At 69.0% G+C, this 22,536-nt stretch carries 18 protein-coding genes, 1 tRNA gene and 2 pseudogenes; 12 read left to right on the forward strand and 9 right to left on the reverse strand.

The window, feature by feature from the left end:
- Positions 1 to 318: 318 nt before the first annotated feature.
- The gene (locus tag BKI49_RS15875) at positions 319 to 1,869 is read right to left on the reverse strand and encodes an MFS transporter (protein ID WP_179332464.1); all 1,551 of its coding nucleotides are present in this window, start codon (positions 1,867 to 1,869) and stop codon (positions 319 to 321) included.
- A 62-nt stretch (positions 1,870 to 1,931) separates the two neighbouring features.
- Here BKI49_RS15875 and BKI49_RS15880 point away from each other — a divergent pair, with 62 nt between their 5' ends.
- Positions 1,932 to 2,933 carry a helix-turn-helix transcriptional regulator gene (locus BKI49_RS15880; RefSeq protein WP_095934936.1) on the forward strand — a complete coding sequence of 334 codons (1,002 nt, stop codon included), beginning with the start codon at positions 1,932 to 1,934 and terminating at the stop codon, positions 2,931 to 2,933.
- 464 nt (positions 2,934 to 3,397) lie between these two features.
- Here the strand turns inward: BKI49_RS15880 and BKI49_RS15885 are convergent, their stop codons facing one another.
- Positions 3,398 to 4,396, reverse strand: a complete 999-nt coding sequence (locus tag BKI49_RS15885; protein ID WP_095934937.1) for a sigma-70 family RNA polymerase sigma factor — start codon at positions 4,394 to 4,396, stop codon at positions 3,398 to 3,400.
- A 170-nt stretch (positions 4,397 to 4,566) separates the two neighbouring features.
- Here BKI49_RS15885 and BKI49_RS15890 point away from each other — a divergent pair, with 170 nt between their 5' ends.
- Complete coding sequence (locus BKI49_RS15890; RefSeq protein WP_095934938.1) at positions 4,567 to 5,091, forward strand: GNAT family N-acetyltransferase; 525 nt, start codon at positions 4,567 to 4,569, stop codon at positions 5,089 to 5,091.
- Positions 5,092 to 5,096: 5 nt separating this feature from the next.
- Here the strand turns inward: BKI49_RS15890 and BKI49_RS15895 are convergent, their stop codons facing one another.
- Positions 5,097 to 5,915, reverse strand: a complete 819-nt coding sequence (locus tag BKI49_RS15895) for a dioxygenase family protein (RefSeq protein WP_095934939.1) — start codon at positions 5,913 to 5,915, stop codon at positions 5,097 to 5,099.
- 120 nt (positions 5,916 to 6,035) lie between these two features.
- Here BKI49_RS15895 and BKI49_RS15900 point away from each other — a divergent pair, with 120 nt between their 5' ends.
- Positions 6,036 to 6,539, forward strand: a complete 504-nt coding sequence (locus BKI49_RS15900) for a MarR family winged helix-turn-helix transcriptional regulator (protein WP_095934964.1) — start codon at positions 6,036 to 6,038, stop codon at positions 6,537 to 6,539.
- A gap of 156 nt (positions 6,540 to 6,695) precedes the next feature.
- Here BKI49_RS15900 and BKI49_RS15905 read toward each other — a convergent pair whose 3' ends face one another.
- Entirely contained in the window at positions 6,696 to 8,228 is a 1,533-nt protein-coding gene (locus BKI49_RS15905; RefSeq protein ID WP_095934940.1) for an MFS transporter, read from the reverse strand.
- Positions 8,229 to 8,450: 222 nt separating this feature from the next.
- On the reverse strand, positions 8,451 to 9,095 hold the full coding sequence (locus BKI49_RS15910) for a TetR/AcrR family transcriptional regulator (RefSeq protein ID WP_095934941.1): 645 nt from the start codon (positions 9,093 to 9,095) through the stop codon (positions 8,451 to 8,453).
- Between the two features lie 455 nt (positions 9,096 to 9,550).
- On the opposite strand from BKI49_RS15910, the gene BKI49_RS15915 reads away from it, so the two are divergent.
- From BKI49_RS15915 to BKI49_RS15925, 3 genes are all read left to right on the forward strand, one after another.
- Positions 9,551 to 10,828 (forward strand): M6 family metalloprotease domain-containing protein, encoded by a 1,278-nt coding sequence (locus BKI49_RS15915; RefSeq protein ID WP_095934942.1) that lies wholly within the window; start codon positions 9,551 to 9,553, stop codon positions 10,826 to 10,828.
- Between the two features lie 85 nt (positions 10,829 to 10,913).
- Entirely contained in the window at positions 10,914 to 12,698 is a 1,785-nt protein-coding gene (locus BKI49_RS15920; RefSeq protein ID WP_095934943.1) for an IclR family transcriptional regulator domain-containing protein, read from the forward strand.
- Positions 12,699 to 12,831: 133 nt separating this feature from the next.
- A complete protein-coding gene (locus BKI49_RS15925; RefSeq protein ID WP_095934944.1) occupies positions 12,832 to 13,503 on the forward strand; it encodes a ScbR family autoregulator-binding transcription factor in 672 nt (223 codons plus the stop codon).
- Positions 13,504 to 13,658: 155 nt separating this feature from the next.
- Here BKI49_RS15925 and BKI49_RS35835 read toward each other — a convergent pair whose 3' ends face one another.
- Positions 13,659 to 13,787 carry a hypothetical protein gene (locus tag BKI49_RS35835; RefSeq protein WP_257004810.1) on the reverse strand — a complete coding sequence of 43 codons (129 nt, stop codon included), beginning with the start codon at positions 13,785 to 13,787 and terminating at the stop codon, positions 13,659 to 13,661.
- A gap of 98 nt (positions 13,788 to 13,885) precedes the next feature.
- On the opposite strand from BKI49_RS35835, the gene BKI49_RS15930 reads away from it, so the two are divergent.
- Both BKI49_RS15930 and BKI49_RS15935 read left to right on the forward strand, forming a co-directional pair.
- Positions 13,886 to 14,503 carry a ScbR family autoregulator-binding transcription factor gene (locus tag BKI49_RS15930; RefSeq protein ID WP_179332465.1) on the forward strand — a complete coding sequence of 206 codons (618 nt, stop codon included), beginning with the start codon at positions 13,886 to 13,888 and terminating at the stop codon, positions 14,501 to 14,503.
- A 257-nt stretch (positions 14,504 to 14,760) separates the two neighbouring features.
- Positions 14,761 to 14,833 (forward strand) — tRNA-Arg (locus tag BKI49_RS15935).
- A gap of 322 nt (positions 14,834 to 15,155) precedes the next feature.
- Here BKI49_RS15935 and BKI49_RS15940 read toward each other — a convergent pair.
- A pseudogene (locus BKI49_RS15940) lies at positions 15,156 to 16,178 on the reverse strand (integrase core domain-containing protein); the annotation flags it as partial.
- 501 nt (positions 16,179 to 16,679) lie between these two features.
- Between BKI49_RS15940 and BKI49_RS15945 the strand changes: the two are divergent.
- Together BKI49_RS15945 and BKI49_RS15950 are read left to right on the forward strand one after the other, a co-directional pair.
- Positions 16,680 to 17,858: a protein kinase family protein gene (locus BKI49_RS15945; RefSeq protein WP_095934946.1), complete on the forward strand. Its 1,179-nt coding sequence runs from the start codon at positions 16,680 to 16,682 to the stop codon at positions 17,856 to 17,858.
- Between the two features lie 181 nt (positions 17,859 to 18,039).
- Complete coding sequence (locus tag BKI49_RS15950; protein ID WP_095934947.1) at positions 18,040 to 18,288, forward strand: DUF7660 family protein; 249 nt, start codon at positions 18,040 to 18,042, stop codon at positions 18,286 to 18,288.
- Positions 18,289 to 18,655: 367 nt separating this feature from the next.
- Here the strand turns inward: BKI49_RS15950 and BKI49_RS15955 are convergent, their stop codons facing one another.
- Entirely contained in the window at positions 18,656 to 18,901 is a 246-nt protein-coding gene (locus BKI49_RS15955) for a hypothetical protein (RefSeq protein ID WP_095934965.1), read from the reverse strand.
- A gap of 302 nt (positions 18,902 to 19,203) precedes the next feature.
- Complete coding sequence (locus BKI49_RS15960) at positions 19,204 to 19,383, reverse strand: hypothetical protein (RefSeq protein ID WP_095934948.1); 180 nt, start codon at positions 19,381 to 19,383, stop codon at positions 19,204 to 19,206.
- Positions 19,384 to 19,836: 453 nt separating this feature from the next.
- Between BKI49_RS15960 and BKI49_RS15965 the strand changes: the two genes are divergently transcribed.
- Positions 19,837 to 20,706 (forward strand): hypothetical protein, encoded by an 870-nt coding sequence (locus tag BKI49_RS15965; protein WP_143658453.1) that lies wholly within the window; start codon positions 19,837 to 19,839, stop codon positions 20,704 to 20,706.
- A 504-nt stretch (positions 20,707 to 21,210) separates the two neighbouring features.
- Positions 21,211 to 22,274: pseudogene (locus BKI49_RS15970) on the forward strand (IS110 family transposase).
- Positions 22,275 to 22,536 lie beyond the last annotated feature (262 nt).

Consider the following 22,536-nt stretch of genomic DNA (forward strand, 5'->3'; position numbering starts at 1 on the left):
GGGAGCCACCTTTCAGCCCGGCCGGCGATTGAGGACGAGGCCGTCCAGGCCGACTTCCCCACCCCGGGGTCGTCATTGTCGGGGTCGGGGGGGCAGTGCCCCACCCCGTCCGGCGCTTGAGGACACGGCCGTTCAGGCCGATCGGGGGTCCGGGGGTGGAGCCCCGGGGGTTCGGGTCGGGTAGAGGCGGAGGGGGCGAGGGACGGCTGTCGACGGGCCGCGCCGGCTGTGGGGGCGAGGGGCCTGGGCGCGGTGCGGTCGGGGCATGGGGACGGGCCCGGCACCTGAGGTGCCGGGCCCGCTCCCCTCCACCGGGTCTCAGCCGACGAGCTCGGGCTCCCGCTCCCCCGCGGCCGTGTCGACGCCCGCGTCCTCGGCGTCCGCGCCCTCGACGTGCTGGGCCGGCCGCTTCGGCAGGGCGAACATCAGCAGGAAGATGACCGCCATCACCGCCGCGACCCAGCCCAGCGCGTGCTGGAAGGCGTTCACGAAGGCGGGGCCCACCTGGGCCGGGGTCAGTCGGTCACCGATCTCGCCGAAGAAGAGGACCGACACCAGCCCGAGTCCGAGGGCGTTGCCCATCTGCTGCACGGTGTTGATGAGTCCGGAAGCCGAGCCGGAGTGCTCGCGCGGGACCTCCGAGAGCACCGCGTCCGTCAGCGGGGCCACGATGAAGCCCATGCCCGCACCCATGACCACCAGCGGGAGGGCCATCTGCCAGGAGGCGATGGACATGCCGTACCGGTCGGACTCCCAGATGTAGAGGAGCACACCGAGCGCCATGGTCAGGGCGCCCGCCTGGAGGACCTTGCGGCCGAACCGGGGGACCAGCAGCTGCACCGACATGCCCGCCGCCGCCGACACCGCGATGGAGAACGGAACCCCGGTCAGACCGGCCCGCAGCGGGCTCCAGCCGAGGCCGACCTGCATGTAGAGGGTCCAGACCAGGAAGAAGACACCGAGGCCGACGCCGAAGACCGTCTGGACGGCGATGCCCGCCGCGAAGCTCTTCACCTTGAACAGCGACAGCTCCACCAGCGGCGAACCGTCCCGCGCGGTCTTCCGCTTCTCGTACGCCACCAGCACCGCGAAGACGACCAGGGCGCCGGCCATCGACACGTATCCCCACACCGGCCAGCCCAGCTCGCGGCCACGGGTCAGCGGGTAGAGCAGCATCAGCAGGCCGAGCGTGACGAGGGCGACGCCGACGAGGTCGAGCTTGAGGGCCCGCGGGGCCTTGGACTCGCTGATGAAACGGCGGCCCAGGAACAGCGCGACCACACCCACCGGCAGGTTGATCAGGAAGATCGGCCGCCACTCCAGGCCGAACAGGTTCCACTCGGTCAGCAGCGCACCGAGCAGCGGGCCGGACACGGCGCCGAGACCGACGATCGCACCGAAGAGGCCGAAGACCTTGCCCCGCTCGTGCGCCGGGAAGGTGGCGTGCACGATCGACAGCACCTGCGGCACCATCATCGCGGCCATGGCGCCCTGCAGGATGCGCGAGGCGACGAGCATCTCCGGGTTGGCGGCGAAGCCGCACAGGGCCGAGGCCACGGTGAATCCGGCTATGCCGACGAGGAAGAGCCGCTTGCGTCCGTGGATGTCGCCGAGCCGTCCACCCGTGATCAGTCCGGCGGCGAAGGCCAGCGCGTAGCCCGCGGTGATCCACTGGATCTGGCTGAACGAGGCGCCGGCGTCCTGCTGGATCGACGGGATCGCGATGTTGACGATCGTGACGTCGACCAGGTCCATGAAGGCCGCGGTCATCACGATGGCGAGCGCGAACCAGCGCCGCCGGTCGGCCGAGCCGGCGGGGGCGTCGGCCGGCTCGGCCGTGCTGCTGAGAGTGGTGTCGGTGGAGGTCATGGAAAGAAGATAGGACCCCAATAGGTCAGATCGTGTCCTAGATCTGCGGCACTCTGGAAAACATGACAACGGACACTCCGGCACGTCTCCTCCAGCTCCTCTCCCTCCTCCAGACGCCCCGCGAATGGCCCGGCGGCGAGCTCTCCGAGCGGCTCGGGGTGTCCCGCCGTACCGTGCGGCGGGACATCGACCGCCTGCGGGAGCTCGGCTATCCCGTGCAGGCGACCAAGGGGGCCGACGGCGGGTACCGGCTGGTCGCGGGCAAGGCGATGCCGCCGCTCGTGCTCGACGACGAGGAGGCCGTCGCGATCGCGGTGGGGCTGCGGGCCGGCGCCGGGCACGCCGTCGAGGGCGTGGACGAGGCCTCGGTACGGGCCCTCGCCAAGCTGGAGCAGGTGCTGCCGTCCCGGCTGCGCCACCGCGTGTCCACGCTGCAGGCCGCCACCACTCCGCTGACCAGCGGGGACGGCGCCAGCATCGCGCCCGAGACGCTGACCGTGATGGCGTCGTGCGTCGCGGGCCGGGAGCGGCTGCGGTTCGCGTACCGCTCGGGGGACGGGACGCCGTCACGGCGGCTGACGGAGCCGTACCGGCTCGTCTCCACCGGCCGCCGCTGGTATCTCGTCGCCTACGACCTCGACCGCGAGGACTGGCGTACGTTCCGTGTCGACCGGGTCTCCGAGCCGTTCGCCACGGGGGCCCGGTTCGCCGCGCGCGAGTTGCCCGCCGGGAACGCCGCCGACTACCTGCGGCAGTCCATGTACCGGCGTCAGGAGACGTACGCCTTCGAGGTCACCTTCGCCGCTCCCGCCGAGTTCGTCGCGGCGCGGCTGCCCGCCTGGCTCGGTGCGCCCGAACCGGTCGACGACCACAGGTGCCGGCTGCGGGCCTCGGCCGGCGACTCCGTGGAGTGGCTGGCGGTGCGGCTGGCGATGGTCGACTGCGAGTTCGTGGTGCACGAGCCGCCGGAACTGGTCGGCTGCGTCAGGGACTTGGGCGCTCGCCTGACCCGGGCGGGCGGCGACCCTGCGGACGCCGGAACACTCGCCGCGCCCCGCGGATGAGCCTCGGCCCCCGGGCCGGCCCGGCGCGCGGCCGCGCGACCGGTCCGCTCACGGGCGCAGCCGGTTCGGCCTCGTCGGGGCCGAGTTGTCGTTGTGTCGCTGTGGCAGAATCTGCCCTTCGGGTCACCCCGGGGTTCAGGTCCGGGGTGGCCCGTCAGCGTTCTGCCCGAAAGCCCGCACGCACAGCCCTCGCAGAACGGAGCCGAGCCTCGGCGCCAGGGGGGGTGAGGCGCCGAGGCTCGGCTCGGAAGAGTCCCGTCGCGAGGGGGGGTGCGTCGGGACTCGGCTCTTGGGGGTCGATGGTGCGTCTGCCCTGGACTGAGCCCTTCAACCCTGGGCTCTGAAGTCTTGTTCCCAGAGCCCAGCAGGTTGAAGCGGCCTTACATGGCCATGTCTGGTCGACTTGTGGCCAACGTTGCGCGCACGGTCGGGCGCGATACGGGCGGACTCGTGGACCCCGGTGCTTACGCCGCCGCGTCGAACCCGGTGTCGCGGGCCAGCTTCTTCAGTTCGAGAAGGGCGTGCTTCTCGATCTGACGGATGCGCTCGCGCGTCAGCCCGTGCTCCTTGCCGACCTCGGTGAGCGTGCGCTCCCGGCCGTCCTCGATGCCGTACCGCATCTTGATGATGGAGGCCGTGCGCTGGTCGAGGCGGCCGATCAAGTCGTCCAAGCCCTCGCTGCGCAGCAGTGTCAGCACCGACTGCTCGGGCGACACGGCCGAGGTGTCCTCCAGCAGATCGCCGAACTGGGTCTCGCCCTCGTCGTCCACCGCCATGTTCAGCGAGACCGGGTCGCGGGCCCAGTCCAGGACGTCGCCCACGCGCTCCGGGGTCGAACCGAGCTCGGCGGCGATCTCCGCGTGCTCCGGCTCCCGCCCGTGCTCGCGGTTGAACTCGCGCTGTACGCGGCGGATGCGGCCCAGTTCCTCGACCAGGTGCACGGGGAGGCGGATCGTGCGCGACTGGTCGGCGATCGAGCGGGTGATGGCCTGACGGATCCACCACGTGGCGTACGTCGAGAACTTGAAGCCCTTGCGGTAGTCGAACTTCTCGACGGCGCGGACCAAGCCCGCGTTGCCCTCCTGGATCAGGTCGAGCAGGGGCAGGCCGCTGCGCGGATAGCGTCGCGCCACAGCCACGACCAGGCGGAGGTTCGAACGGATGAATATGTCCTTCGCTCGCTCCGCGTCCGCGACGAGCGCCTCGAGCTCCTCACGGGTGGCGTCGGCCTGGGCCTCCTCCTCCCCGTCGAGGATCTGCCGCGCGAACACACCCGCCTCGATGATCTGGGACAGCTCGACTTCCTTGGCGGCGTCGAGCAGGGGCGTACGCGCGATCTCGTCGAGGTACATGCCGACCAGGTCGCGGTCGGCGATCTCGCCGCCTACGGCGCGAACACTGCGTGCCGCGTCGGCGGTCTCGCCGGTGGCGGACTGACGACGGGCGACGGCACGGGTTGCCATGCGTGCTCCCTTGCGATGGTGGGCTTGCGGGTGGTCCTGGACTTCGGGTTCACCCTCCCGGGTGCCCGGCATCCGATGGAAACAACGACTGGAATCAGGACAGAATTCCCAACCCGCCCCTCGATTTTTCTGATCATGCAGTACCCTGTCCGGCCACCCAGGGAGGACAGATGCCTGTCGGACGTACGGAGACCCAGGTCAGGCCCGGAGTCGAGGCCGATCTCGGCGCGCTGACGGACCTCTACAACCACTACGTGCGTGAGACGTCCATCACATTCGACACCGCCGTGTTCACGCCGGAAGCGCGTCGCTCGTGGCTGCTCTCCCACCCTGAAGACGGACCGCACCGCCTGATGGTTGCCACGGACGCGGACTCACAGCGGCTTCTGGGGTACGCGACGTCCAGCGCGTTCCGGCCGAAGCCTGCCTACGCGACCTCGGTCGAGGTCACCGTGTACGTCGCCCCGGACGCCGGCGGGCGCGGCATCGGCACCCTGCTGTACGAGAGCCTCTTCGACGCGCTCGCGGGCGAGGACCTGCACCGGGCGTACGCGGGCATCGCACTGCCCAACGAAGCGTCCGTGCGGCTGCACGAACGCTTCGGGTTCCAGCACGTGGGCACCTACCGGGAGGTCGGCCGCAAGTTCGGCCGGTACTGGGACGTGGCCTGGTACGAGAAGAAGCTGAACGGCTAGGCGGGTCAGCCGAACTGCACCGACCGCTTCGCCATCCCCATCCAGAACCCGTCGATGACGGACTTCTGCCCGTCCAGCTCTCCGGACGCGTCGGCCGCGCCCATGGTCACGAACAGGGGGGCGAAGTGCTCGGTGCGCGGGTGGGCGAGACGGCCCGCCGGGGACTTGCGCTCGAAGTCGAGCAGCGCGTCCACGTCACCGGCGTCGAGGGCCCGGTGGCCCCAGTCGTCGAACTCGCTGGACCAGGACGGCACTCCCCCGCCGGTGTGCCGGAGCGCCGCAAGGTTGTGGGTGAAGAAGCCGGACCCGACGATCAGCACGCCTTCGTCGCGCAGCGGCGCCAGCTTGCGGCCGATCTCGAACAGGCGGACCGGGTCGAGGGTCGGCAGCGAGACCTGGAGGACCGGGATGTCGGCCTCGGGGTACATCTCCACCAGCGGTACGTAGGCGCCGTGGTCCAGCCCGCGGTCCGGGATGTCCTGGACCGGGGTGCCGGGGGCGCGCAGCAGCTTCCGTACGGACTCGGCGAGCGCGGGGGCGCCGGGGGCCGCGTACTCGACCCGGTAGTAGTGCTCGGGGAAGCCCCAGAAGTCGTAGACGAGGGGCACGGTCTCGACGGCGCCGAGGGCGAGCGGAGCCTCCTCCCAGTGGGCGGAGACCATCAGGATCGCCGTGGGGCGGGGGAGGTCGGCGGACCAGGCCGCGAGCTGGCCGGGCCAGACGGGGTCGTCGGCGAGGGGCGGTGCGCCGTGGCTCAGATAGAGGGCGGGCATGCGCTGCTGCGGGGCACGCTCCCCGGCTGCGAAAGACGTGGCGGCAGACATGACTGCGGCTCCCTCCGGAGGCTTTCACCATAGGACTGGATACTTGAACTCTCAATCTCTATGCCGGACGATACTCCTGGTTTGTTTAACATTCAAGAAGGGGCTCGTACAGTGGAGTACATGAACACGGCACCCGCTGAAGAGCCGCGCTGGCTCACCGACGAGGAACAGCGCACCTGGCGCGCGTACATGCACGCCGCCACTCTCCTCGAGGACCATCTCGACCGGCAGCTGCAGCGCGACGCGGGGATGCCGCACGTCTACTACGGGCTGCTCGTACAGCTCGCCGAGGCTCCGCGCAGGCGGCTGCGGATGACCGAGCTCGCCATGAACGCGAAGATCACCCGCTCCCGCCTGTCGCACGCGATCGCCCGCCTGGAGAAGAACGGCTGGGTGCGCCGCGAGGACTGCCCCTCCGACAAGCGGGGCCAGTTCGCGGTCCTCACCGACGCGGGGCAGGAGACGCTGGGCAAGGCCGCGCCGGGCCATGTGGCCGCCGTGCGCCAGGCCATGTTCGACCGGCTCACCCCCGAACAGCAGAAGGCCCTCGGCGACGCCATGCTCATCATCGCCGAGGGGCTCCAGCCGAAGGAAGCGGGCGCGGACCTGCCCTGGCTGCGCTGACCGCCGGGAGCGGCCCCCGCCGCGCCCGCCGCTCCTGCCGGACAGGGGTCTGCCCCGGCTCCGTCGTGCTCGGGAGCCGGGGCAGACCCTGGGGTTCGTACGGACGAGGCGTCCCCACCCCTCGTCCGTACGCGAAGCAGCCGGAGTGCGCGGCCGTCAGTGGGCGACGACCGGGATCTTCACCTCGTCCTCGACGCCCTCGCCCTGACCGGCGGCCGAGGAGACGTCCGGGCGACCGGCGTTGACGAAGGTGAGGGCGATCGCCGCGGCGGCCACGAGGATGCCGACGGCGAACCAGATCGCGTTGGTGTAGCCGTTCACCAGACCCTGCAGGTGGACGAGCTGCTGCTGCGGCTTGGAGGTGGCACCGGCGATGTGGTCCGCGACGTACGAGGTGGTCGCCGAGGCGGCGATCGTGTTCAGCAGGGCCGTACCGATGGCGCCGCCCACCTGCTGCGAGGTGTTGACCATCGCGGAGGCGACACCGGCGTCACGGGGCTCGACGCCCGTCGTGGCCAGGGACATGGCCGGCATGAAGGCGGTACCCATGCCGAGGCCGAGCAGCAGCTGCGCCGGGAGCAGCAGCCCCGCGTACGAGGAACCGATCTCCAGCTGCGTCAGCAGCAGCATGCCGACCGCGGCGGTCAGGAAGCCGGGGCCCATCAGCAGCCGCGCCGGGACGCGGGTCATCAGCCGGGCGCCGATCTGGGTGGAGCCCGTGATCATGCCCGCGATCATCGGCAGGAAGGCGAAGCCGGTCTTGACCGGCGAGTAGCCCTTCACGATCTGGAGGTAGTAGGTCAGGAAGAGGAACAGGCCGAACATCGCGATGATCGCGAGGCCCAGGGAGAGGTAGACACCACCACGGTTGCGTTCGGTGACCACGCGCAGGGGCAGCAGCGGGGCCTTGACCTTGGACTCGACGAGCACGAAGGTCGCGAGCAGCACCGCCGAGGCGACGAACAGGCCGACGGTCACCGAGTCGCTCCAGCCGTCGGACTCGGCGCGGGTGAAGCCGTAGACGAGGGAGACCAGACCCAGGGTGGACAGCACGACACCGGGGATGTCGAGCGGCGAGCGGTTGCGGCCACCGGCCGGCTCACGGATGACGAAGTACGCACCGGCGGCGGCGACGATCGCGAACGGGATGTTCACGTAGAAGGTCCAGCGCCAGTTCAGGTACTCGGTGAGGAAGCCGCCGAGGATGAGGCCGACGGCGCCACCGCCACCGGCGATCGCACCGTAGATGCCGAAGGCCTTGGCGCGCTCCTTGGCGTCGGTGAACATCACGGCGAGCAGCGAGAGCGCGGCGGGCGCGAGTAGCGCGCCGAACGCGCCCTGGAGGGCACGGGCCCCGAGCAGCAGGGCCTCGCCCTGGGCGGCACCGCCGAGGGCGGAGGCGCCGGCGAAGCCGATCAGGCCGGTGACGAAGGTGCGCTTGCGGCCCCACAGGTCGGCGATGCGGCCGCCGAAGAGCAGCAGACCGCCGAAGGCGAGGGCGTAGGCGGTGATGACCCACTGACGGTTGCCGTCCGATATCCCCAGGTCCTGCTGGGCGGAGGGCAGGGCGATGTTCACGATGGTCGCGTCGAGGACGACCATCAGCTGGGCGAGCGCGATGAACGCGAGCGCCTTCCAGCGGTTGGAATTGGCGTCGGCGGCGAGCGCCGGCGTTCCTGTTTCTGACATGGGGATACCCACTCCGGGACTTCGTGTCGAAAAAAGGTCGAGAGAAAGGGACGGCTCGTCATCGTTGACGGCCGGGAAGCTTGGCAGGGGACTGACGGGACGTTCCGGGAGGAACTACTGGAAGTTCCGGAGGGAACTACCGGCTGTCAGTACTGACCGGCGCGGTGCGCCGAACTCATCGATGCGATGGTCAACCCGTCGATGCGAGGGTGGAATCGTCGGTCACGCTCGGCGCATGTCCTCCACGGTGGCGGCCACTCCGGGCAGTACGGAGCGGGCCGGGGCCCGCATGCCGTCCAGGAACAGCTGTAGATGGCGGTGTACGAAGCGGTCGATGCCACGGCATGCGGTGCCGGGCAGTGGCCGGGTGAGCTGGCTGAGCGCGATCATCAGGTCGCCGAACTCGACGTCGGGGCGCAGCTGTCCGGCCTCGCGGGCGCGCGACATCAGCTCCGTGATGAGTTCGGTGACCCGATCGCGCGCGGCGACCAGGTCGGGGTGATGCTGGTCGAAGCTCTCGGAGAGCATCGGGCACAGCGCGCCGATCCGCTCGTCGGCGGCGAAGTGCACGAAGCCGCTGAGCGTCTCGAAGGCGTCGCCGCCCTCGGCGAGCGCCTGCTCGACCCACTCCGAGGTGCGGTCCATCACCGCGCAGACGACCTCGCGGGCGAGGGCGTCGCGGTCGGGGAAGTTGCGGTACACCGTGGCGTTGCCGACGCCGGCCCGGCGCGCGATCTCGTCGAACGGCACCTCGGGGCCGAACTCGACGAACATCTCGCGGGCGGCGGCGACGATCCGCTCCCGGTTGCGCAGGGCATCGGCGCGCGGCCGGGCCACTCGGCGCTGCACGGGGGTGGCGGTGTCCACGGTGTGCTCCTCGGAGTCGCTGGAAGTTCGGATCGCGATCCGGGGATTCGCTCCCCGTTTCGCTCGGACACAGGGCTAAACGGGGAAACGATCCCCGGTTATTTCCCCGTCTTGATGTGACCTGCGCCACACCTCTGTCCGGCCGTCGCCAGGGGCCGCGCACGGGCCGCGCCCCGCTGCCGCCGGACGCCTGACACGAGCCCTCCGTACGACCCCTGCCGCGCGGCGCGCCGGCCCTCCGTCCGCTGCCGGCGCGTGTCTCGCGCGGGCCCGACGCCGCGCGCGCCGCACCGCTTCTGAAGAGGGACGTTCCTAGGATCCGCGGACGCCCCCGGCATCCCGGGCCGACGACCCGATCGGGCTCGTCCAGCGCGCGCCCGCCGGGTGGTCGGCACAGGGTGATCGCAAGGGTGCAGCCAGAAACCGGCGGCTGCCGTGGAGCGAGAGGCCCATGCATGCAGCCGACCAGCCGCCGCCGGATACGCCCGCGCCGCGTGGCCGCCCTCGCCTCGGTGACCGTCCTCACGCTGGCGGTGAGCACCTCCGCCGGCACCGGGCACCTCACAGCGGGATCCACAGCGGCGGGATCCATCGCGCTGGCGCGCACCTCGGCACTCGGCCCCTGCATGATCAACGGAGCGATGAGCGTGCAGATGGGGGAAGGCGTCCCCACCACGGCCGGCTACGCCCGTTCCACCGGCACCGTCCGGGCCCTCACCCTGATGATCGACTTCTCCGACGCGCCCGGCAAGGGCAGCGCGATGGACCGCTACGGCGAGTTCTTCCCCAAGACGCGGGACTGGTTCCGCACCGCTTCGTACGGCCGTCTCGACTACCGCCCCGAGACGCCGATCACGCACTGGCTGCGGATGCCCAAGACCTTCAAGGACTACGGCATAGAGCGCGGCGCGCCCTTCGACCCCGGGTACCGGGAGCTGGTGCAGGACATCGTCACCGCCGCCGACCCCACCGTCGACTTCCGCGACTACGACATCCTGAACGTCCTGGTCACCCCGAACGCCGGGCCCTCCGCCCTGGACACCGTCCTGTCCGTGACCTTCGCCGGCAACGGCGACGCGCCCATAGCCGACGGCGTCCCCGTCTCCAACGCGTCCTTCGTCTACAGCCGCCAGGACGACGGCTCCGGCTCCTACGCCGACACCGGCTACCGGGTGCTCCCCCACGAGAACGGCCACACCTTCGGCCTCCCCGACCTCTACACCCAGGACGGCGGGGGCGCGGTCGGGCACTGGGACATCATGAGCGAGGACTGGGGCGCCGACAACGACCTGCTCGGCTGGCACAAGTGGAAGCTCGGCTGGCTCGACGACTCGCAGGTCAGCTGCGCGGCGATACCCGGCACCACGGAGTACACGCTCACCCCGCTGGCCCGGCGCGGCGGCAACAAGCTCGTCTTCATCCCCATCAGCCCCAAGACCGGTTACGCCCTCGAACTGCGCACCCGGGGCGGCAACGACTCCGAGGTCTGCCGCCCCGGCATCCTCATCTACAAGGTCGACGCGAGCGTCGACACCGGGAACGGCCCCGTCACGGTGTACGACTCCCAGCGCGACAGCGGCGGCTGCACCCGCTCCCCCAACGTGCACGCGGAGCTCTCCGACGCACCGTTCGCCCCCGGCGAGACCTTCAAGGACCCCAAGACGGGGGTCACGGTCCGGGTCGCCTCCGCCGACCTGTCCGGGGAGTACCACATCGCCGTCACCCGGCGCTGAGCCGCGGGCGGCGCCCGTCGCCGACCTGCTGATACGGCCCGGCAAGCACTACGGTGTCTCTTCTGAGATCCGCAACGGAGAGCCCATGCCATCGAACGTCGCACCGGCCCCCGGGGCCGGGAACGCAACCGGGTCGGGACCCGGGTCCCGGACGTCGTCCGCCGGGGCCGGACCCGTGGCCGGCGCTGCGGCTGCGGCCGTGCCCGCCGAGGCCGTCGCCCCCCTGATCCGCGGCATCGCCGTCCTGCGGCGGCTGACCGAGGCGGACGGGACGTCCAGCCTGAGCGGACTCGAACGGGCCACCGGACTGGCCCGCTCCACCGTCGACCGGATCACCGCGACCCTCGCCCGCATGGGATACGTACGCCTCGACGGCCGGGACGCCGTGCTCGCCCCCCGTCTGATGGAACTCGGCAACGCCTACCTCGCCGCCCTGCGGCTCCCCCGCCTCCTGGACGCGCACGCCGACGCGCTCGCCGACGAACTCGACGAGTCGGTCTCCCTCGCCGTCGGCGACCGCGACGGCATCCGCTTCATCCACCAGGCGACCCGGCGCCGCGCCATGTCCCTGAGCTTCCGCATCGGCGACCTGCTGCCCGCCGAACGCACCGCGCCCGGACCGCTGTTCGCCACCGAGTGGGACGAGGCGGACTGGGCGCGCTGGCGCGAACGCCGCAGCACCGACCCGGAGGACCGCGGATTCCCCGCCGTACCGGCCCGGAGCCGGCCCATCGAGGACACCGGACGGGAACCGGACGCCACGCCCCCGACCACGCGGCCCGCCGCCGTCGGCGACGACTTCGAACTCCGCACCCTCCGCGCCCGGGAGGACGGGTGGGCCCTGGACGACCAGCTCATCGAGCCCGGACTCGTCGCCCTCGCCATGCCCGTGCGGGAGTCGGGACGGATCGCGTGCGTGGTGAGCGTGGTCAGCCACACCAGCCGGCACACCGTGGACGGGCTGCGGAACACACTGCTGCCGCGGCTGCGCGCGGCCGTGGCCGCGATGGAGCAGGAGCTGCAGAAGGCGCCGCCCGCCGACCGGAACGCGCCGGGCTCCCCCGCGGGGCTCGCCGCCTGGACCGGCGCCTCCAAGCAGGAGCTGGGGCGGGAGTTCGTCGAGTCGCTGGCCCGCGGCCTGACCGTGATCACCGCCTTCGGCGAGGGCCGCGCCGAGCTGACGCTCACGGAGGTCGCCCAGGCCACCGGCCTCGCCCGCGCGACCGCCCGCCGCGCCCTGATCACCCTGGAACACCTCGGCCACGTCACGGCCCACGGCCGGGTCTTCCGGCTCACCCCGCGCGTCCTGGGTCTGGGCTTCCCACCGCTGTCACGGACCACGCTGCCCGACATCGCGGCCCCTCACCTGACCGAACTCTCCCAGCAACTGCACGACTCCGTGTCGCTGGCGATCCTGACCGGCGACGAGATCCAGTACGTCGGGCGCGTCGCCACCAGCCGCATCATGAGCGTCAACATCACCGTCGGGACCCGGCTGCCCGCGTACCCGACCTCGCTGGGCCGCGTGATGCTGGCCGACCGGCCCCGGGCCCCCCGTCCCGAACTGCGCCCGCTGACCCCGCACACCCTCACCGACCCCGAACGCTTCGAGACCGAGCTGACGCGCGTACGGGACACCGGATACGCCCTGGTCGACGAGGAGCTGGAGGAGGGCCTGCGGTCCATCGCCGTCCCCGTGCGCGGACGCGACGGGCGGGTCGTGGCCGCGGTGAACGTCGCCATGCACAGCAGCCGCCGCAGCACCGAGGCCTGCGTCCGCGACGTGCTGCCCGAGCTGCACGCGACGGCGGGCCGCATCGAGGCGGAACTGCGCGTCGCGGGCCGCTTCCGGCGGGTACCGCTCAGCTGACTCCGGGCGCGACCCGTGGCGGTCGACTCCGTGCCGGAGAAACAGACCGGCCGGTAGGGTGAGCCCCCTTCTGCTGCACGGCGGTCCTGCGTGGCGCCCGCCGGGCACGCACGCACCTCCCGGAAGGGGAGAGATGGCCAGACAAGCTCGCGCGGTGCAGACCCGCCGCTCGATAGTGGAAGCCGCCGCGTGCGTGTTCGCCGACCGCGGCTACGAGCGCGCGGCGATCTCGGAGATCCTGCACAGGGCGAACGTCACCAAGGGCGCCCTGTACTTCCACTTCGCGGCCAAGTCCGATCTCGCGCGGGCGGTCATCGACGAGCAGACCGCGCTGGTGACCGTGCCGGAGCACGGCTCGCCCCTCCAGTCGGCCGTCGACATCACCCACCAGTTCGCGTACGCGCTGCGCCACGACCCGCTCGCCCGGGCCGGCAGTCGGCTGTCCATCGAGGGGGTCCTCGTCGACGGGACCCATCCGTGGGGCGGCTGGTTCGAGCTCACCGCCCGGCTGCTGGCCGAGGGCAAGGCGGCGGGCGAGGTCCTTCCGCAGGTCGACCCGGTCGAGACCGCCGAGTTCGTCGTGGCGTCCTTCACCGGCGTACAGCTGGTGTCCCAGGCGCTCACCGGGCGGGCCGATCTGCGGGACCGTGTCGCCGTGCTCTGGCGGCATCTGCTGCCGTCCGTCGCGCACCCGGGCGCGCTGGCGCGGGTCCGTCCGGAGGGGGTCACCGATCCCGCGACGACGGCGCTCGGCCACGCGCACCGGCCGCTGCGGGCCGGGGCGTCCGGCACGCTCGGCGCCTGACTTCGGCTCGGCGCCCGGCACCCTCGCGGCATCCGACGGCCTCTTGGCGCCCGACCTCCTCCCGGCGCCTGTCGTCCCCTCGGCGCCCACCGGGTGGCTGACGCCCCTGGATGGCGAACGCCTCTCGGCGGAGGATCCCCTCGCGGTGCCCGGCTTCAAAAACCGGCCGCGCGGTTTTTTTCTTCACTTCCTGGCACCTCACGACCGACATCGATCAAACGCGGCCCACTCAACTCATCTGCGAAACCCGCAGGTTGACGCCATGTCGTGAAGATGATCTCCACGCCCCGGCCCCGTTGACAAACCGGAAAGTTGGTTTCTAGCGTCGCCTGCGAAGGACAAGAGGCTGCCAAGTGACAAGGAGCGTCCGGGTGGTTGCGTCGTGGTGAAGCAGGAGAGGTCCGGGCGAACCAGAGGCAACCTGATCCGAGCGGCCTCCACGGTCTTCGACCAGGTCGGCTACGAGCGCGCCACGCTGCTGGTGATCAGCGAACTCGCCCAGGTGACCAAGGGCGCGCTGTCCTTCCACTTCGCGGCCAAGTCCGACCTCGCACGCGCCGTCCAGGCCGAGGCCTGCACCGCGTCGGGCGCCCTCCTCGCCCAGCAGGCGGAGCGGCGGGGACCCGGCTTCGACATCGCCGTCGACATGGCCCACACGCTCGTCCGCCTCCTGGAGACCGACGTCGTCGTGCGCGCCGGCACCCGGCTCACCCAGGAGATCGACACACCGGACGACCCGTCGGTGCACTGTCACCTCAACTGGCTCGGCAGCCTCTACCGGACCCTGCGTCGCGCCAGGACCGACGGCTCCCTGCTGCCCGGCGTGGACGTCCGCCCGGCCGCCACCCTCATGATGTCCCTGATCACCGGCACCTCGTCCCTGACCCGCACACACACCGAACTCGCCTTCGGCAAAAGCCCGTTCAGCTCCCGCGAGTCGGCCGAACAGCGCCTGACCCGCATGATCCAACTGGTCCGCCCGGCGCTGTCGGGTCCTTGAGCGCCCCTCCGCGGGGAGCCGTGGGCGACACCGGAACACCCTGCCGCCCCCCACGGCCCCACACCCGCGAAGTGCGCCTTTCCGCAGGTCAGCAGCCCTCTCCGAACGGACCGACCCCTCTCCCAGGAAAGTCCCCCCGGCCGTCGGATCACCAACCGCTACACTGTGGGCGGTGGCACAGCCGCACCCCGGCCGCGCCACCGAAAGCTCTGTCGGAATCAGACCCGGACGCCCGGACCATGATCCGCCAGAACCCCGCCTTCGTAGCTCAGGGGATAGAGCACCGCTCTCCTAAAGCGGGTGTCGCAGGTTCGAATCCTGCCGGGGGCACAGACAGAAGGGCCAGCTCAGGAGGGGTTTCCTCCCGAGCTGGCCCTTCGCCGTGTTCGGCGCCGTGCCACTCGCGTGCCACTACGTCCGGGTTCAGTCGTTGCCGTCCTGGTCGGAGAGGTCTCCCTCACCGTCACGGATCATGGCGCCGAGGGTCAGCAATGGTCCGAACACGGTCGCCCGAGAGGTCCCAGGGCGCCACTCGGTCGCATCTCGTTTGGGGGCGGACGCGGCCTGAGGGAGACACCTGACGGCCGCCGCTGGCTGTCTAGTCCCAGGTGATGCTTGACGTTCTGGTCTCAGCTGATGCTTGACGGTGGGCCTAGACAACATCGGAGACTTCACGGGGTTTGTTCGCTTTCACGTTGCGGACTGGGACGTCGGTGGTACGCCGGATGACGCGGACCTGGCCGTCCAGTTCGACGGTGATCGTCGTCTCCGACACGTGCACGGTCACCGTCTGTCCCGCGTACGTCCGTCCCAGCGAGACGACCTGGCGGCAGACCATGACCGTGCCCGTCGCGCTGATCCGCCGCTGCACGCGGACCGGCTCCACTCGCGGCCTTGGCGGCGGGCCTGCGGGCCGCAGGCCGCGCAGACGCTGGACCTCCTCGGGGCTGAGCGGGTTGGGCCGCACCCGCAGCAGTTCCCGCGAGGAGGGGTCGAAGAACGACAGCGTCTCGTCGTCGACGCGGATACCCACCCGGCGGCCGCCCAAGATCTCCGCCGCCAGCACCTGATGCCCGCCCAGGCCCACCAGACCGCTGTTGTTCACGACCCGGTCCACCTCGAACGCCGCTCCGTCACCGGCCGGCAGCGGTGCCGGTCCGGCCGCGCGTCCGCCCCGGGCCGCCAGCATCGCTAGATCAGAGACGGACAGGTGTGAACGCACGGTCTTGATCCGTGTCCCGGCGATCAGCAGATGGATCACCGAGGTGTCGGCCCAGAACGTCACCGTCAGCCCTGAGCGGGCCGGACCGAGCCAGAACTGCTTGCCCGCGACCTGCAGATTCCCACTCGCAGGCACCACCCGCTCGAACTCTACCGGCCCACCGTGCTCCACCGGCACCGCTTCCGGGGCCAGCTCAGGCGGGCCCGCAGGAACGGGCACTGCCTCGGCCGGATCCGGCTCCCCAGGAGGCGTCCGCTGCTGCGGCACCAGCGCGAGCACGGCAGGCACCCGCACGCCCAGCACGTCCCGCTCCTGTTCGGGAACCGACGTGAACCGGTCTCCCGGAGACTGCATGTCCAACGCCTGATGCGGCCGCTCGGAGTTGTACTCCCGCACCCACCCATCCAACGCCGCCTGAGCAGCCTCGACACTCTCGAACGCACCGCAGTCCCGCGCACGGCGCGGGCGCGCGCCGCCTTTGCGGCGCGGCCTGCCTCCTGTCTGCGCCCCGGCTGGCCGCGCCCGGCGGCGCGCTGCGTGTATGCGGGCAAGGGCGGGACGTTATCCGCGAGTCACAGACGATGCCTCCGGCGAGGGATCGGCCGGCACCGGGATGGAAGGGGCGCCGTTCCCGACTGCGGGCCCATGGGTGGCGAGGGGTTGTGGGCTCCCATCCCGTCCGCCATCGACCCAGGCAGAGCCGAGCAGACGCGGCCCATGGCGTCCAGGTCGTTCGTACAGTGGCGCGCTCCACCTGGACGCCATGAACCACGCCCGCTCCACAGACATGTGGGTCGACGGCGGACGGGATGGGAGCTGGGGCGAGTCGTGAGCGGGTCGCCCCGTCTTGCCCTTTTCTCGGATTCTCACCCCGCAAGCCCCAAAAAAACCTTAACCTGACTAGGCACCAAAAGAGGAAGGCAAGCGAAAAGCAACCGTCAGGAGGATAACAAAATGATCGACCCCACCGAGTTGATGCTGGCCGACCTCTCAAATTCTTACGCGGAAACAAAAGTTTCGAATGCTTTTCTGCGTCTATACGCGAGCGATCCTCAATTCGGCCGTGCCTTCGCTAGCCTTCACGAACGACTAAACGAGCATTTCGAATCCATTAACGACAGAGCGGAGACGACCCGCCACTACTGGGCCGAGCCAAGCAGGGGGATGTTCGCGCTCATCAAGGAAATCACAAACTTCCTCGAGTCTCTCAAGCATGCCGGAATGCAGGCGCACCTCGCGGAGTCCTATGTAGGCGCAATAAAGAGCTGCCAGTCTTGGCTGGAACGCAGCGGGGGCAGCACCATCCCGGACGACTTCGAGCAGATTGCCATTGTCAAATACGAGCCAGTTTTTTCGCGCCCAGAAACGGAGATCAAACTGAAGAAGTCCAGTCAGCGCACCCAGCTGCAGCTGATAGGTGAAGGCTCGTACGCCAAGGTTTTCTCGTTCGCCGATCCTGACTATGGAATCAAATTCGCCGTCAAGCGCGCCAATAAGGACTTGAGCGAACGGGATCTTCATCGGTTCCAGCAAGAGTTCGAGATCCTCAAGCGCCTTAGATTTCCGTACATAGTCGAGGTATTCCAGTACGACGAAACCCGAAATGAATACCTAATGGAGTTTTGCGAGTCCACGCTCCGCAAGTACATCAAAAAGCGCAACAATACGCTGCCCTTTTCATCGCGGAAGAGAATTGCGCTGCAATTCCTCTACGGCGTCAACTACATCCATAGCGAAGGGCTGCTTCATCGCGATGTCAGCCTCCAGAACGTTCTAGTGAAGACCTTCAACGGTGGGGCTGTTCTTGTAAAGTTGTCAGACTTCGGCCTCGCCAAGGACAAGAATTCCGAGTTCACACGAACAAAGACAGAGATGCGGGGAACTTATCGAGACCCCCTCCTGGCGAACTTCAAGGACTACGGCGTACGCAACGAAATCTACTCGATCGGCTGGGTGCTTTCCTATATCTTCACCGGGAGAGAGGCCCTGATGTCCCAAGATGATGCGCTGAGTCAGATCGTGCGGAAATGTGCGGCACATGATGTCGCCCATCGCTATGGGAGCGTGCGCGAACTGATTGGTGACGTCGAGAGACTGGAGTCCACCCCGCCACCCACGGACGCTCCGGCATAACACTTCTGGGCGAGCCCTCCGACATCCACGGCTGGCATCAACGGTGTTGGACGGGCGTGCACAGCAACGCATCCGCCTGGCCGTCACACCAGCCATCAGCAGCACCTGGAGCGAGGGCGGATCGAACTTACAAGGCGGCGCTCACCGGGCCCAGGGCTGGTGTGCCAAGTAGGGTCCGCTCGTGACTACTTCTCCCGAGCACGTCGACAACAGAGATGACCTCGCCGCCTTCGTTCGTTCGCTGCATCGCAGCCACGCCGAGGACGGAAGCTCATGGGAGAACGCGGACCTCCCGAGCTTCCTGGAGGCCTTGGCGGCATGGATCGACGACGCGGACGGCTGGTACAGCAACACCGGCCGCAAGGTGCCGGCCAGCGGTGACTGGAGGTTCTTCGCACGAGCCCTGCAAGCGGCGACGATCTACGAGTGATCTAGGCCGTGTCGAATGCGCGTCGAAGTCGAGTGGCAGCCCGTCCCCGGCGCGCGTGATTGCCCAGGCCACGGGCCGATTCCAGGTGAACGCACCAGGCGCCTTCTGAGCGCTCGGCCGTTCCGAACGTGCCACAGCCGTGCCACATCGTGCGGTCAATCACGGTCAACGACGGTCCGCCACAGTCGAGATGCACCATTCGCTTGGACTGGCGCTACGGCCGAACTGACCTGGGCACCCTCGCCACCGGCTACGTCCTCCCTTACAAGGCAGCGGTTGCCACAGCCGGTCGCTTCACCACATGACGGGTCGTGGCAACCCCGCTGGCAGAGCGACAGACGAACCAGGTCGACCGCAAGCTCTCTTGCTACGCCTGCGGCCCCTCGGCATCCCTGCGGCTGGACACGACATGCCGCGCGATCGTGGACAAGGCCAGCTCACGATCCTCGTCAACCACAAGCCAACCCTTGCCCAGGAGCGATCGCAGCACTGAGCGAACCTCTTCACCCAGCTCCTCCGCCAAGTCGTCATCCGTGGGGAAGAGGCCATCCTGGACGAGGCTCGCCACGTGGAACACGACGACTTCCTCCCCCGCGGTGATGTTGAAGTCCATGACGTGAAGGTATGCGAGCCCCTTGGCCGCAACACGCCGGGGCCCTGTCGTCACGGGCCGGCCGTCACGGCGTGCTCTGGTCGACGGCACCGACGGCGTGACCGAGGCCCGTGGGGGCGGAGCGGGGCATACGCGTGCGTGGTCGGTCGGGGCGCACCGCCGCCGTGGCTGACTGTCGTCGGCTGAGGTTCAGACGGGGCGTGTCGACGGCGCCGGCCGTCAGTCGAGCCGGGCCGAAGCTGGGCCGTCTCTGGGCCGTCCGACGCTGCTCGACAGCGGCCAATGACGACCAATGACGACGGCTAAGCGTACGAGCCCACCGCCTCTGAGCAGCGAAAACACAGGTAACCAAGATCCCCGGCAAGACCCAGGACGGTGGCCAGACTCGCACCGACCAGCAACGCGGCCCTCAGCTCCGCATAGTTGCCAAGCACGCCAAACCGGGCAAGTGCCACCGCTCGCATGTTGATCTCGTCGTTCACTGAACCCTCCGTATCAACTGTCTTGCTCTCCTCTGTAAGACGCCCCTGCGGTAGATGAAGCGGCAGTCCTTGTCGACCGCGTACCACCACAGGGCGACACGGAGCTACTCGCGCGTCAAGGCCGGGGGCCGCTGCCCTCGGCCTTGAAAAACATGGCGCAGCAGTCGGTGATCTGCCAGCCCAGGGTGTTGCTCTGGCGGCTTCCATGAGCTGGCATGCTCGCAGCCGTGAAGCCCCGAAGGCTTGGTCTGAGGGCGTCGATCTCCTCGGCAGTGAGAACTGACAGGCTGCTCACCCCCACTGGGCGAAGTAGCTGCGGACGGCAGAGTCAGGGGATGACTGCCCGACGCACAGGAAGCTTACGGGGCCGTGATCACTCGCGCCAAAGCAGCGCCACCCCAAAGCCGCTCCGCCGACCTAAATCGTGCAACCACGCCCTACAGTTGCGGCACCATGACCAGCATGGACCTTGAAGGAATAGCCGCCCTGTCCGCGGCCGCAGTAGCGTTCATTGGGATTCCCGCCAGCATGCTCATCGGCCGATGGCAGATGAAGGCCGGCTTGCGCACGGCGGAGGCCACCAGCGAGGCGGGGTTGGCTCAGGCAAGGTCCGCATACCGTGCAGCGTTGGACGCCGTTCGCGCCGAAGCGAACGCTGCTCACCTGCAGTGGCGCCGTGGTATCCAACGTGAGGCATACGCCTCATTCCTCCTCGCCGCGAATCGCACAAAGGAACTAGGTGAGCGATTCGTCATGGACAGTGAGGGAGATCTGTCAGCGGAGAGCATCAGAGCCGGGAAGGCCGCTATCGACGACGCTCTGGCGACCCTCAAGGCAGCCCAAACAATCATCGAGTTGGAAGGTCCTGATGACGTAGCCGCTCCTGCCGCGGGAATGACCAACGCCGCTCAGAGGATGGCCTATTACTTCGGTAAGCAGGCCATTTACGAGAGAGCGCTGGGCAGACTCGGCCGAATGATGGATGATCAATCGCCGAGTGTGAGGGCTGCTGCTGAGGAACTCATGCAGGCACTAGTTGCCCTGGGCCGTCTCCGCTCTGCAAGCTCCTCAGAACCCGATGAGCTGGGTGGGCTGGATACTCATGAAGCCCGAGTGGCGATGCGGTGCTGCCAGGAGGCTCAGACCGCGTTGCCACCGGATGCTCTGAACGACGAGGAGTTCGGAGCCCTCCTGGAGGGGTTCCGGTCTCGTCCTCCAATGCTCAGCAGCGCACATGCCGATGCCGAGCAACAATTCAGCGAGGCGGAAACACACTTCGTCCGCGCTGCCAAAATCGAGCTACATAGCGAAGCTGCTCTGTAAGGCCCGGCGTCCCCGCCATCATGGCTGACTATCGTCAGCTGAGGTTCGTGCCACAACGGTGCCAGATGCAGCGGCCAGTCACGGTCAACACCGGTGCCCTGCGGCCGAGTAGCTGCTCACTTCCTCGGCCAGCGAAGTCACAGCTCAGGCCCGAGATCACCCATCCTCTCTCCTAAAGCGGGTGTCGCAGGTTCGAATCCTGCCGGGGGCACCAGTTCAGAAGGGGGGACCTACCGAATTCGGTAGGTCCCCCCTTCTGACATCCAGATCTGACTGTGAGGATGGCGATGGCACCGTCCAAGGGGTCTGACCCTCCGACTGACCGACGCATGCTGTCCTGTTGATGATTTGTCGGCCGCTTCGGGCGGTGCCGTCCGCGCGCGGCCGGTCGGGCGTTTGTGACTTCATAGGAGCCCGGCCAAAGGTCCCATCACAGTCTTGTCCTCCCGCCCGACCGGCGCGTGCCATCCCTCATGCATCGCACGGAAGGACAGCGTCATCAGCATGGCAGACGAGACAGCGGTGGAAGTCGGTGTCGACACCCACACCGACTTCCACCAAGCCGCCGTGATCGACTCCATCGGCCAGCACCTGGCCACCCAGGCCTTTCCCACCACGCCCGACGGCTATCACCGGCTCCTGAACTGGCTCCGCTCCCACGGCGACCTCATCGCCGTGGGCGTCGAGGGCACCGGAGCCTACGGCTGCGAACTCGCCCGGCACCTGCGGCAGAACCACGTCACCGTGATCGAGGTGGACCGCCCCGACCGCCGAGCCCGCAGGACAGCCGGCAAGTCCGACCCATCGACGCCTTCGCCGCCGCAACAGCCGTCCTCACCGGCCGGGCAAGCGGCACACCCAAGGCCCGCGACGGCATCGTGGAAGCCGTCCGCTCCCTACGGGTGGTCCGCCGCTCGGCCGTCAAGGCCCGCACACAGACCATCAACCAGATCCGCACCCTCATCATCACCGCGCCCAGCGAAGTCCGCGAACAGCTGCGCGCCCTGGCCCCAGCCGAGCTGATCAAGCACCTGGCCCGTTCCCGCCCCGGCGCACAGACCAGCGACCCGGCCTGCGCGATCAGGGTCGCCCTGCGGCGCCTGGCCCGCCGCCACCAGTACCTCACGACAGAGATCGACGATGCCGATGCCGAACTGAAGACACTGATGACCCAAGCAGCACCTGAGCTGGTCGCGTTACCCGGTGTCGGCATCGAGACCGCCGCCCAGCTCCTGATCACCGCGGGTGACAATCCCGAGCGACTGACCTCGGAGGCATCCTTCGCCCACCTGTGCGCAGCGGCACCCGTCCCAGCCAGCTCGGGCCGCACCAACAGGCACCGTCTCCATCGCGGCGGCGACCGCCGGGCCAACCACGCACTCCACATGATCCCGCTGGTCCGCATGCGCTACGACAAACGCACCCAGGAATACGTCGCCCGCCGCACCACCGAAGGGATGTCCAAGAAGGACATCCTGCGCTGCCTAAAACGCTTCATCGCCCGCGAGGTCTACAAGCACCTCACCGGCCAACACACCTCACCGAAGCCACTCATCGAGACCGCTTGACGGCCTATAGGAGCTTCATCAACGACACCGGACGAGCGCGTACACATGCACCCTCGTCCGGTGGAACGGGCGGCAGTTCACAACGCCAATACGGACTTCGGAGCGAACTTACAAGGCGGATGTCGGCGGTTCGAAACCGTCCGCGCCCGCCAGTCTCAGGACACGAGAAAGGCCCAGGTCAGCGGGTGGGAGTCCGCGAACCTGGGCCTCGATCATTCTCGGCCGTTGAGAGCCGCCGTGCCACTTACATGCCAGATGGATC

Source organism: Streptomyces sp. Tue6028, from assembly GCF_002300165.1.
GTDB classification, from domain to species: Bacteria; Actinomycetota; Actinomycetes; order Streptomycetales; family Streptomycetaceae; genus Streptomyces; species Streptomyces siamensis.

Bases quoted from the DNA above. Each gene is read 5' to 3' on its own strand.
- BKI49_RS15875 (WP_179332464.1), bottom strand. From the start codon at position 1,869: ATGACCTCCACCGACACCACTCTCAGCAGCACGGCCGAGCCGGCCGAC.
- BKI49_RS15880 (WP_095934936.1), top strand. From the start codon at position 1,932: ATGACAACGGACACTCCGGCACGTCTCCTCCAGCTCCTCTCCCTCCTC.
- BKI49_RS15885 (WP_095934937.1), bottom strand. From the start codon at position 4,396: ATGGCAACCCGTGCCGTCGCCCGTCGTCAGTCCGCCACCGGCGAGACC.
- BKI49_RS15890 (WP_095934938.1), top strand. From the start codon at position 4,567: ATGCCTGTCGGACGTACGGAGACCCAGGTCAGGCCCGGAGTCGAGGCC.
- BKI49_RS15895 (WP_095934939.1), bottom strand. From the start codon at position 5,915: ATGTCTGCCGCCACGTCTTTCGCAGCCGGGGAGCGTGCCCCGCAGCAG.
- BKI49_RS15900 (WP_095934964.1), top strand. From the start codon at position 6,036: ATGAACACGGCACCCGCTGAAGAGCCGCGCTGGCTCACCGACGAGGAA.
- BKI49_RS15905 (WP_095934940.1), bottom strand. From the start codon at position 8,228: ATGTCAGAAACAGGAACGCCGGCGCTCGCCGCCGACGCCAATTCCAAC.
- BKI49_RS15915 (WP_095934942.1), top strand. From the start codon at position 9,551: ATGCAGCCGACCAGCCGCCGCCGGATACGCCCGCGCCGCGTGGCCGCC.
- BKI49_RS15920 (WP_095934943.1), top strand. From the start codon at position 10,914: ATGCCATCGAACGTCGCACCGGCCCCCGGGGCCGGGAACGCAACCGGG.
- BKI49_RS15925 (WP_095934944.1), top strand. From the start codon at position 12,832: ATGGCCAGACAAGCTCGCGCGGTGCAGACCCGCCGCTCGATAGTGGAA.
- BKI49_RS15945 (WP_095934946.1), top strand. From the start codon at position 16,680: ATGATCGACCCCACCGAGTTGATGCTGGCCGACCTCTCAAATTCTTAC.
- BKI49_RS15955 (WP_095934965.1), bottom strand. From the start codon at position 18,901: ATGGACTTCAACATCACCGCGGGGGAGGAAGTCGTCGTGTTCCACGTG.
- BKI49_RS15965 (WP_143658453.1), top strand. From the start codon at position 19,837: ATGACCAGCATGGACCTTGAAGGAATAGCCGCCCTGTCCGCGGCCGCA.